The organism is Burkholderia sp. YIM B11467 (assembly GCF_052952715.1).
This window is the reverse complement of the sequence record NZ_JBQVSQ010000015.1, coordinates 35,960-44,788: the sequence shown is the minus strand read 5'-3', so window position 1 is coordinate 44,788 and position 8,829 is coordinate 35,960. Positions and strand designations below refer to the sequence as shown.

The 8,829-nt window shown below is 67.9% G+C and carries 10 protein-coding genes; all 10 read right to left on the bottom strand.

Features of this window, described 5'->3' with window-relative positions:
• A partial coding sequence (locus tag ACTRWB_RS34095; protein ID WP_446904465.1) for a PRC-barrel domain-containing protein occupies positions 1 to 607 on the bottom strand: 607 nt, incomplete at its 3' end.
• 321 nt (positions 608 to 928) lie between these two features.
• Positions 929 to 1,264: a YggL 50S ribosome-binding family protein gene (locus ACTRWB_RS34090; protein WP_419684699.1), complete on the bottom strand. Its 336-nt coding sequence runs from the start codon at positions 1,262 to 1,264 to the stop codon at positions 929 to 931.
• A 126-nt stretch (positions 1,265 to 1,390) separates the two neighbouring features.
• The gene (gene rng, locus ACTRWB_RS34085) at positions 1,391 to 2,860 is read right to left on the bottom strand and encodes a ribonuclease G (protein WP_129512639.1); all 1,470 of its coding nucleotides are present in this window, start codon (positions 2,858 to 2,860) and stop codon (positions 1,391 to 1,393) included.
• Positions 2,861 to 2,868: 8 nt separating this feature from the next.
• Complete coding sequence (locus tag ACTRWB_RS34080) at positions 2,869 to 3,501, bottom strand: Maf family protein (protein WP_446904464.1); 633 nt, start codon at positions 3,499 to 3,501, stop codon at positions 2,869 to 2,871.
• A 51-nt stretch (positions 3,502 to 3,552) separates the two neighbouring features.
• Complete coding sequence (gene rlmH, locus ACTRWB_RS34075) at positions 3,553 to 4,023, bottom strand: 23S rRNA (pseudouridine(1915)-N(3))-methyltransferase RlmH (RefSeq protein ID WP_048249282.1); 471 nt, start codon at positions 4,021 to 4,023, stop codon at positions 3,553 to 3,555.
• Between the two features lie 19 nt (positions 4,024 to 4,042).
• Positions 4,043 to 4,492 carry a ribosome silencing factor gene (rsfS, locus tag ACTRWB_RS34070; protein WP_446904463.1) on the bottom strand — a complete coding sequence of 150 codons (450 nt, stop codon included), beginning with the start codon at positions 4,490 to 4,492 and terminating at the stop codon, positions 4,043 to 4,045.
• 4 nt (positions 4,493 to 4,496) lie between these two features.
• Positions 4,497 to 5,222 (bottom strand): nicotinate-nucleotide adenylyltransferase, encoded by a 726-nt coding sequence (locus tag ACTRWB_RS34065; RefSeq protein ID WP_205704381.1) that lies wholly within the window; start codon positions 5,220 to 5,222, stop codon positions 4,497 to 4,499.
• A gap of 14 nt (positions 5,223 to 5,236) precedes the next feature.
• Positions 5,237 to 6,160 (bottom strand): oxygen-dependent coproporphyrinogen oxidase, encoded by a 924-nt coding sequence (hemF, locus tag ACTRWB_RS34060; protein WP_129512636.1) that lies wholly within the window; start codon positions 6,158 to 6,160, stop codon positions 5,237 to 5,239.
• Between the two features lie 406 nt (positions 6,161 to 6,566).
• Positions 6,567 to 7,847: a phosphoribosylamine--glycine ligase gene (purD, locus tag ACTRWB_RS34055; protein ID WP_446904462.1), complete on the bottom strand. Its 1,281-nt coding sequence runs from the start codon at positions 7,845 to 7,847 to the stop codon at positions 6,567 to 6,569.
• A 104-nt stretch (positions 7,848 to 7,951) separates the two neighbouring features.
• Positions 7,952 to 8,680 (bottom strand): YebC/PmpR family DNA-binding transcriptional regulator, encoded by a 729-nt coding sequence (locus ACTRWB_RS34050; protein ID WP_262535237.1) that lies wholly within the window; start codon positions 8,678 to 8,680, stop codon positions 7,952 to 7,954.
• Positions 8,681 to 8,829: the final 149 nt, after the last annotated feature.

The window sequence follows — 8,829 nt, the reverse complement described above, 5'->3', positions numbered from 1 at the left end:
GCGGCACGGCCTTCGGCCGCGCGGCCGAAGGCAGGTCGCCCGACGGTACGTCGAGCACGATCGGCTCCTGTTTGCCGCCCGGCGTGAAGCGGAACACGTTCCACGGGAAGATGACCTTGCGGTCGCCGACGCCCATGAAGCCCTGCAGGTTGACGATCATCTCGCGCGGCTTGCCGCCCGCGTCGACCACCATGTCGACCGCGCGGCCGATCACCTTGCCGTTGCGGCGCGCGACTTCGCTGTCGAGCAGCGCATGGATCTGGGTGCGGTCGATCGGGCGCGTCGCGACGAGCGGCGCGGGTGGCGGCGGGGGCGGTGTCGGCGTTTCGGGGCGCTGCACGGGCTTCGGCCGCGTCACCTCGCGGTGCGGCTTCTTCGGCGCTTCCGGTTCTTCCGGATGCGTCGGCGCCGGCACGGGCGGCATCGTCAGCGGCTCGCCGGCCGTTTCCTCGACAGGCTCGACGAGCGCTTCGCTGATCGGCGCGGGCGGATTCTGGGTCGGCAGCAGCCCGCAGCCGGACAGCAGCGCGGCGACGGCGAGAATCAGGAAGACCGTCGAGGACGGAAACGACTTGCGGGATGCGGGAAACGGGAGTCCGCCGCTCATTGACACTCACTCCATGGGTCGGGGGCGGCCCGAGGGCACGCGGCTGGCGATGGATGGCGGGTGCGGGCGGCGCACCACGCGAGGTGAGAGTTTAACGTGTCTTGCTTTCAGGACCGATTTCGATGGCCTGTTGGAGGCGAACTGTCGGGAAAAGGTAGGGATCGGCGCGGTGCGATTCGTGGAGTCGGTACTACCGGTGGCGCTGGGTGCCGAGCGGCGGGAGGAGAGGGGCGCGCGCAGGCGCCTCAGACGGCGCCGGCCTGGCCCGCCTTCAAGGCGGACAGGCGCGGGCGCTGCCCGATGCAGGGAGGAGCCGGAACGTCAGGCGTCCGGATACCACGCGTCGGTGAATTCGCTGACCTTGACGTCGGTCAGTTCCGGCCGTGCCACCAGCCAGCCACGCACGAGCTCGCGATCGGCGTCGGTCGTCGTGCCGCGCGGTGCGCCGGAGATCACGTAAGCGCCGATGCCTTCGTCCGCGGACGCGACGGTCAGGAGCCCGTGCGCTTCGACGAAATCGATGAATGCGTCGATCAGCTCGCCGCGTTCGAGGTCGGTCAGTTCGTTGCGGTAATGCGCGGTTGCGTTGAACGCGAGTTCCTGGAACTCGCCGATGTGGAGTTTCTTGCGCTGGCGGCGGTTGTGGCCTTGGCTCATGGTATGTCGTGAATGCGAAAAGGGGTGTGAAAGGGCGGCGGCGGGTGCGGACGCGGCGTGCGCGAGCGACCCGGGCGCCGCATCGAAGCGCCGCGCGGCAATGCCGGCGGCGGGATGGGCGGAACCTTACATCAGCACGATATCGTACTGCTCCTGGCTCAGGTTCGATTCGACCTGCAGCGATACCGGCTTGCCGATGAAGTCGATCAGCATCGCGAGATGCTGCGACTCCTCGTCGAGGAACAGGTCGATCACCTGTTGCGCGGCGATCACGCGGAATTCGCGCGGGTTGAACTGCCGCGATTCGCGCAGGATCTCGCGCAGGACGTCGTAGCACACGGTGCGCGACGTCTTCACCTGGCCCTTGCCCTGGCAGGTCGGGCACGGTTCGCACAGCACGTGCGCGAGCGATTCGCGCGTGCGCTTGCGGGTCATCTCGACGAGACCGAGCTGCGAGAAGCCGTTGACCGTCACGCGCGTGCGGTCGCGCGACAGTGCTTTCTTCAGCTCCGACAGCACCGCGTCGCGATGCTCGGCGTTCTCCATGTCGATGAAGTCGATGATGATGATCCCGCCGAGGTTGCGCAGCCGCAGCTGCCGCGCGATCGTGTGCGCGGCCTCGAGGTTGGTCTTGAAGATCGTGTCGTCGAAGTTGCGCGCGCCGACATAACCGCCCGTGTTGACGTCGATCGTCGTCATCGCCTCGGTCTGGTCGATCATCAGGTAGCCGCCCGACTTCAGGTCGACGCGGCGCGACAGCGCACGCTGGATTTCGGTCTCGATGTTGTACAGGTCGAACAGCGGCCGCTCGCCCGTGTAGTGGTGCAGCTTCGGGGCCACGGCCGGCGTGAACTCGGACGCGAATTCCGCGAGGCGCTGGTACGTCTCGCGCGAATCGACCTGGATGCGCGTCGTGTCGTCGTTCGAGAAATCGCGCAGCACGCGCTGCGCGAGATCGAGATCCTGGTACAGCAGGCTCGTCGCCGGCAGCCGCTGCGCAAGCCCGACGATGGTCGCCCAGGTCTTGCGCAGGTACGTGACGTCGCCGGCCAGTTCGTCGGAGGTGGCGTCCTCGGCGATCGTCCGCACGATGTAGCCGCCTTTCTCGTCCGGCGGGATCACGGCCGTCAGGCGCGCACGCACGGCCTCGCGCTCGGCCTCGCTCTCGATCTTCTGCGAGATGCCGATATGCGGCTCCTGCGGCAGGTAGACGAGCGTGCGGCCCGCGATGCTGACCTGCGTCGACAGTCGCGCGCCCTTCGTGCCGATCGGATCCTTGATCACCTGGACCATCAGCGTCTGGCCTTCGAACACGGTCTTTTCGATCGGCTGGTGCGGCGCGCTCGACTGCGGCTCACCCGCGATGCGCGGCTGCCAGATATCGGCGACGTGCAGAAACGCCGCGCGCTCGAGGCCGATGTCGATGAACGCCGACTGCATGCCGGGCAGCACGCGCACGACCTTGCCGAGATAGATGTTGCCGACCCGCCCGCGCGACAGCGTGCGCTCGACGTGAAGCTCCTGCACCGCGCCTTGCTGGACGAGTGCGACCCGCGTTTCCTGCGGCGTGAGGTTGATCAGGATTTCTTCGTTCATGGTGGGATTCAGAAGGCGACACGCGCCGCACGCAGCAGTGCGGCGGTCTCAAAGAGGGGCAGACCCATGATACCCGAATGGGAACCGTCGATCCGCTCGATGAATTCGGCGGCGCGCCCCTGGATCGCGTACGCACCGGCCTTGCCGAACGGCTCGCCCGTTTCCACGTAGCGCGCGTAGGCGTCGTGCGACGCGGCCGCGAAGCGCACCGACGAGCGCGACAGCGCGGGCGGCAGCAGTTCGCCGCCGGCATCGATCACGGCGACGGCGGTCAGCACCGCGTGTTCGCGGCCCGCAAGGCGCGTCAGCATCGCGAGTGCGTCATCGGCGTCGGCCGGCTTGCCGAGGATCGCGCCGTCGATGGTCACGGTCGTATCGGCGACCAGTACCGGCGCGGCCGGCTTGCCGCTCGCGAGGAGGCGCGCACGCGCGGCCTCGGCCTTCGCGACGGTCACGCGCCGCACGTACGCATCGGCGGCTTCGCCGGGCAGTTCGGCCTCGAGCGCCTCGGCGTCCTCGTCGGGGCGCGGCAGCAGCAGCTCGAAGCGTACGCCGATCTGCTGCAGCAGCTCCTGGCGGCGCGGGCTTTGCGAAGCGAGGTAAAGGGTGGGGAAAAGCGCGGGGGACGTGCTGGACGGCATGGTGTCGTTATCTCGGTGAGCGCGCGCGGCGCGCGTCTCGAGGACGACACGTCATGCGCGGTGATAGGGGTGATTCTGCGTGATGCTCCACGCCCGGTAAAGCTGTTCGGCGAGCAGCACGCGCACCATCCCGTGCGGCAGCGTCATGCTCGAGATGCGCAGCAGCACGTCGGCGCGTGCTTTCAGTTCCGGATCGAGCCCGTCGGCGCCGCCGATCACGAATGCGACGTCGCGGCCGTCCTGCTGCCAGCCGGGCAGCGCCTGCGCGAGCTGCATCGTGGTCCAGTCGCGGCCGCGCTCGTCGAGCGCGACGAGGCGCGCGCCCTTCGGCAGCGCGGCCTCGATCTTCTGCCGCTCGGCTGCCATCACGCTGTCGGCGCTACGGCCGCCCGAACGCAGTTCGGGCTTGATTTCGCGCAACTCGATGCGCAGCTCGGGCGGCATCCGCTTCGTGTATTCGTCGAAGCCGGATGCGATCCAGCCCGGCATCTTGTGGCCGACCGCGAGGATGAAAAGCTTCATCGGGACGATTCGTGACGACTTAGCGGCGGCGGGCGGCCGTTTTGCGTGCTGGGCGGGCTGCCGGTGCTTCTTCCTCGTCGTCCTCGTCTTCGCTTGCGGTGGCGAAGCCGTTCGCGCCCTTGCCGCCGCCGAGCTTCATCCGGACAGGCTTGTCGCCCCAGATTTCCTCGAGGTTGTAGTACTGGCGCAGGGCCGGCTGCAGGATGTGCACGACCGCGTCGCCGCAGTCGACCAGCACCCATTCGCCGGTATCTTCGCCTTCGGAGCTGACGACGTCGCCGCCGGCTTCCTTGACCTTGTCGCGCACGTTCGACGCGAGTGCCTTGGTCTGGCGGTTGGAGGTGCCCGAGGCGACGACCACGCGGTCGAACAGTTCGGTCAGGTGGCTGGTGTTGAACACCTTGATGTCTTGCGCCTTGACGTCTTCGAGGGCGTCGACGATCACGCGCTGCAGTTTGCGAATATCCATGGAATCAGGTGTGGTAGAGGCGATGTTGAAGAATATAGGCCCATACGGCGGCCGGCACATGCTCGGCCGACGCGTCGGGCATTTGCGCATGGCGCGCGATGCATTCGCGCAGGTGCGCGCGGATGTCGGTCGCGGCAATGTCGAACGCGAGTGTCGTGTCGATCAGCAGGCTGCCGGCCGGCGTGGCCTTCAGCACGTCGGCGCCGGCCTGCCGCGCGGCGATTTCCCGCGCGACGTCCGGCGGCGCCGCGCCGAGCTCGAAGCCCGGTCGCGTCGACGCGCAGATGTGCGCGTAGTCGAACAGCTTGCGCCAGTCGCGCCACGTGTCGAGGCGCACGAGCTGGTCGGCGCCGATCAGCAGCGACAGCGACGCGTCCGGGCCGATCCGCTCGCGCCAGCGCGCGAGCGTGTCGACCGTGTAGGTCGGGCCGGCGTGCTCGATCTCGTCGGTGGCGACGGTCACGGTCACGCCCGGCAGCACGAGCGCATCCGCGGCCGCGCGCGTCATCGCGAGCCGGTGCTCGGCGGCCGACACGTCGCGCTTCTGGTACGGCTGCCCGGCGGGCAGCAGCACGAGCTCGGTCAGACCGAGCAGCTCGGCGAACCGGCGCGCGAGCGCGAGATGGCCGTCGTGGATCGGGTCGAAAGTGCCGCCCAGCAAGCCGATACGACGCGGCAGCGGGGCGGGGCGGAGGGTGGTGTCCAGAAACGCGTCCTTTTCTTGGGGCAGCGGGGCGCGCGGGCTCACACCCAGTCGCGCGGCACGATGAAGTCGCTGTACAGGCGCGCTTCGGGCGTGCCCGGCTCGGGCTGCCAGTTGTAGCGCCAGTTCGCGACCGGCGGCATCGACATCAGGATCGACTCGGTCCGGCCGCCGCTTTGCAGGCCGAACAGCGTGCCACGGTCGAACACGAGGTTGAATTCGACATAGCGGCCGCGGCGGTACGCCTGGAAATCGCGCTCGCGCTCGCCGTACGGCAGGTCGACGCGGCGCTCGACGATCGGCAGGTAGGCCTGCAGGAACGCATCGCCGACACTTTGCATCATGTCAAACGAGCGTTCGAAACCGGGCTCGGAGAAATCGTCGAAGAAGATCCCGCCGATGCCGCGCATCTCGTTGCGGTGCTTCAGGAAGAAATATTCGTCGCACCACTTCTTGAAGCGCGGGTACAGCTCGACGCCGAACGGGTCGAGCGCATCCTTGCAGGTCTGGTGGAAATGCCGTGCGTCGTCCTCGAAACCGTAAACCGGTGTCAGATCCATGCCGCCGCCGAACCAGAACACGGGCTCCTCGCCCGGTTTCGTCGCGATCAGCATCCGCACATTCATGTGCACGGTCGGGCAGTACGGATTGCGCGGGTGCAGCACGAGCGACACGCCGAGCGCCTCGAAGCCGCGGCCCGCGAGCTGCGGGCGCGCCGCGCTCGCCGACGGCGGCAGCGCGTCGCCCGCGACGTCGGAAAAGCCGATTCCCGCGCGTTCGAACACGCGGCCGCCCTCGAGAATCCGCGTGCAGCCGCCGCCGCGCAGGCGTTCGGCCGGGCCGCGCTGCCATGCGTCGGTCGCGAGCGGCGTGCCGTCGAGCGCGCCTAGCGCGTCGGCGATGCGTGCCTGCAGGCCCTGGAGGTACGTGCGCACGCGCGCCACGTCGTAGGTTGAATCGGTCATGTCTGGACTGGGTGCCCCCGCCCGAAGCGGGGGCCGTAAAAAAGGCATCTGCCGGGCATTCTATCGAACCCCGGCAGAGGGGCCTGTTCCCGCTAATAACGGGCTTGCGAACGTGCCTTGCCGGTCGCAGTGCAAGGCGCGAGGAGCGCCGTTTGGCCGAGCCAAACAAGCGACGAGCAACGCCGCAATGCGGCCGGCAAGGCACGTTCCCGAAACTAACAAAATTCCATCCCTGGGGCTGGCCACCAGAAGGGCCGATCGCCGCGTCATGCTCCTTGCGAATACGTCGAGTATTCGCTTCGTCGCAATCCTTGCGCTCGGCCCTTCTGGTGGCCAGCGCAAGCCCGTAATTAGCGGGAACAGGCCCCTTCGGCCGCGCAGCCTATCGGCGCGGCCGAAGCGAACGTCACGCGTTCTTGCGGTTGAGCGCGCGGAAGCCGATGTCGCGGCGGTACTGCATGCCTTCGAAATTGATCTGGTTGATCGTGTCGTACGCATGCTGCTGCGCTTCGCGCACCGAATCGGCGAGGCCGACCACGCACAGCACGCGGCCGCCGGACGTCGTCAGCTTGTCGCCGTCGCCGAGCGTCGTACCCGCATGGAACGTGACTGCCTGTTCGGTCTCGGCCGGGATCCCGTTGATGCGGTCGCCCTTGCGCGGCGCGTCCGGGTAGCCGTGCGCGGCCAGCACGACGCCGAGCGCGGTGCGGCGGTCCCAGTCGAGCTCGACCGTGTCGAGCGTGCCCGCGATCGCCTGCTCGACGATCTTCGAGAAATCGCTCTTCAGGCGCGCCATGATCGGCTGCGTTTCCGGGTCGCCCATCCGGCAGTTGAACTCGAGCGTGCGCGGATTGCCTTCCTTGTCGATCATCAGGCCCGCATACAGGAAGCCCGTGAAGCGGATGCCGTCCTTCTCCATCCCGCGCACGGTCGGCATGATGATCTCGCGCATCACGCGTGCGTGCATCTGCGGCGTGACGATCGGCGCGGGCGAATACGCGCCCATGCCGCCGGTGTTCGGGCCGCGGTCCTCGTCGAGCAGGCGCTTGTGGTCCTGGCTGGAAGCCAGCGCCAGCGCGTGCTTGCCGTCGACCATCACGATGAAGCTCGCTTCCTCGCCGTCGAGGAATTCCTCGATCACGACGCGCGCGCCAGCATCGCCGAGCTTGTTGCCCGACAGCATCATGTCGACGGCCGCATGCGCTTCCTCGAGCGTCATCGCGACGACGACACCCTTGCCGGCCGCGAGGCCGTCGGCCTTTACGACGATCGGCGCACCCTTCGCGTCGATGTATGCGTGTGCGGCGGCGGCATCGGCGAAGGTTTCGTAGTCGGCAGTCGGGATGCCGTGGCGCTTCATGAACGCCTTCGCGAAATCCTTCGAGCTTTCGAGCTGCGCGGCTTCGCGGGTCGGGCCGAATACCTTCAGGCCGCGCGCGCGGAACAGGTTGACGATGCCGGCCGCGAGCGGTGCTTCCGGCCCGACGAGCGTGAACGCGACGCCTTCGCGTTCCGCGAAATCGGCGAGTTCGTCGAGCGCCGTGATGTCGACGTTCTTCAGGCGCTCGTCCTGCGCCGTGCCGCCATTGCCCGGTGCGACGTAGACCATCTGGACGCGCGGCGACTGCGCGAGCTTCCACGCCAGCGCATGTTCGCGGCCGCCGGAACCGACGACGAGTAGTTTCATGGGATTCCCCGCAGACTAGAAAACAGGGCGGCCGGCACGCTCAGGCGCGCCGGCCGCGGATTCGGTCGGGCCGCCGCCGCGACAGGAGCACGGCGGCCGGCATTTCATTCCTCGACGATGACGGCGTTCGTATACACGTCCTGCACGTCGTCGAGGTTCTCGAGCGCGTCCAGGAGCTTCTGCATCTTCGCCGCGTCGTCGCCGGTGAATTCGACTTCGTTCTGCGGCTTCATCGTCACTTCGGCGAGTTCTGCCTTGAAGCCGGCGGCTTCGAGCGCGTCCTTCACCGCCGAGAATGCCTGCCAGTCGCACAGCACTTCGATCGAGCCGTCGTCGTTCGTGTTCACGTCGTTCGCGCCGGCTTCGAGCGCGGCTTCCATCAGCGCGTCTTCCGATGTGCCGGGGGCGAACAGGAACTGGCCGACGTGATCGAACATGAACGCGACCGAACCGTCGGTGCCCATGTTGCCGCCGAACTTCGAGAACGCGTGGCGGACTTCCGCGACCGTGCGGGTGCGGTTGTCGGTCAGCGTGTCGACGATGATCGCCGCGCCGCTGATGCCGTAGCCTTCGTAGCGGATTTCCTCGTAGTTCGCGCCGTCCGCGCCGCCGACGCCGCGATCGATCGCGCGCTTGACGTTGTCCTTCGGCATGTTCGCGTCGGCCGCCTTGTCGACCGCGAGACGCAGGCGCGGGTTCGAGCTGACGTCGCCGCCGCCGAGGCGCGCCGCGACCTGGATTTCCTTGATCAGGCGGGTCCAGATCTTGCCGCGCTTCGCGTCGGCCGCTGCCTTCTTATGCTTGATGTTGGCCCATTTCGAATGACCAGCCATACCTTTCTCCGTGCCCGGGCGCGCTGCGCGGGCGATTGTGCCAATGTGTCGTTGAATCGGCGGCCGTTTCGGCGGGCATGAAGCCGCGGGGCCGCGCGTGTCGAGTGGATCGAGATTTTATCACGCGGCGACCGTCGGATCGGGGCCGC

Bases quoted from the DNA above. Each gene is read 5' to 3' on its own strand.
- ACTRWB_RS34080 (WP_446904464.1), bottom strand. From the start codon at position 3,501: ATGCCGTCCAGCACGTCCCCCGCGCTTTTCCCCACCCTTTACCTCGCT.
- rlmH (WP_048249282.1), bottom strand. From the start codon at position 4,023: ATGAAGCTTTTCATCCTCGCGGTCGGCCACAAGATGCCGGGCTGGATC.
- ACTRWB_RS34090 (WP_419684699.1), bottom strand. From the start codon at position 1,264: ATGAGCCAAGGCCACAACCGCCGCCAGCGCAAGAAACTCCACATCGGC.
- purD (WP_446904462.1), bottom strand. From the start codon at position 7,847: ATGAAACTACTCGTCGTCGGTTCCGGCGGCCGCGAACATGCGCTGGCG.
- rsfS (WP_446904463.1), bottom strand. From the start codon at position 4,492: ATGGATATTCGCAAACTGCAGCGCGTGATCGTCGACGCCCTCGAAGAC.
- hemF (WP_129512636.1), bottom strand. From the start codon at position 6,160: ATGACCGATTCAACCTACGACGTGGCGCGCGTGCGCACGTACCTCCAG.
- rng (WP_129512639.1), bottom strand. From the start codon at position 2,860: ATGAACGAAGAAATCCTGATCAACCTCACGCCGCAGGAAACGCGGGTC.
- ACTRWB_RS34050 (WP_262535237.1), bottom strand. From the start codon at position 8,680: ATGGCTGGTCATTCGAAATGGGCCAACATCAAGCATAAGAAGGCAGCG.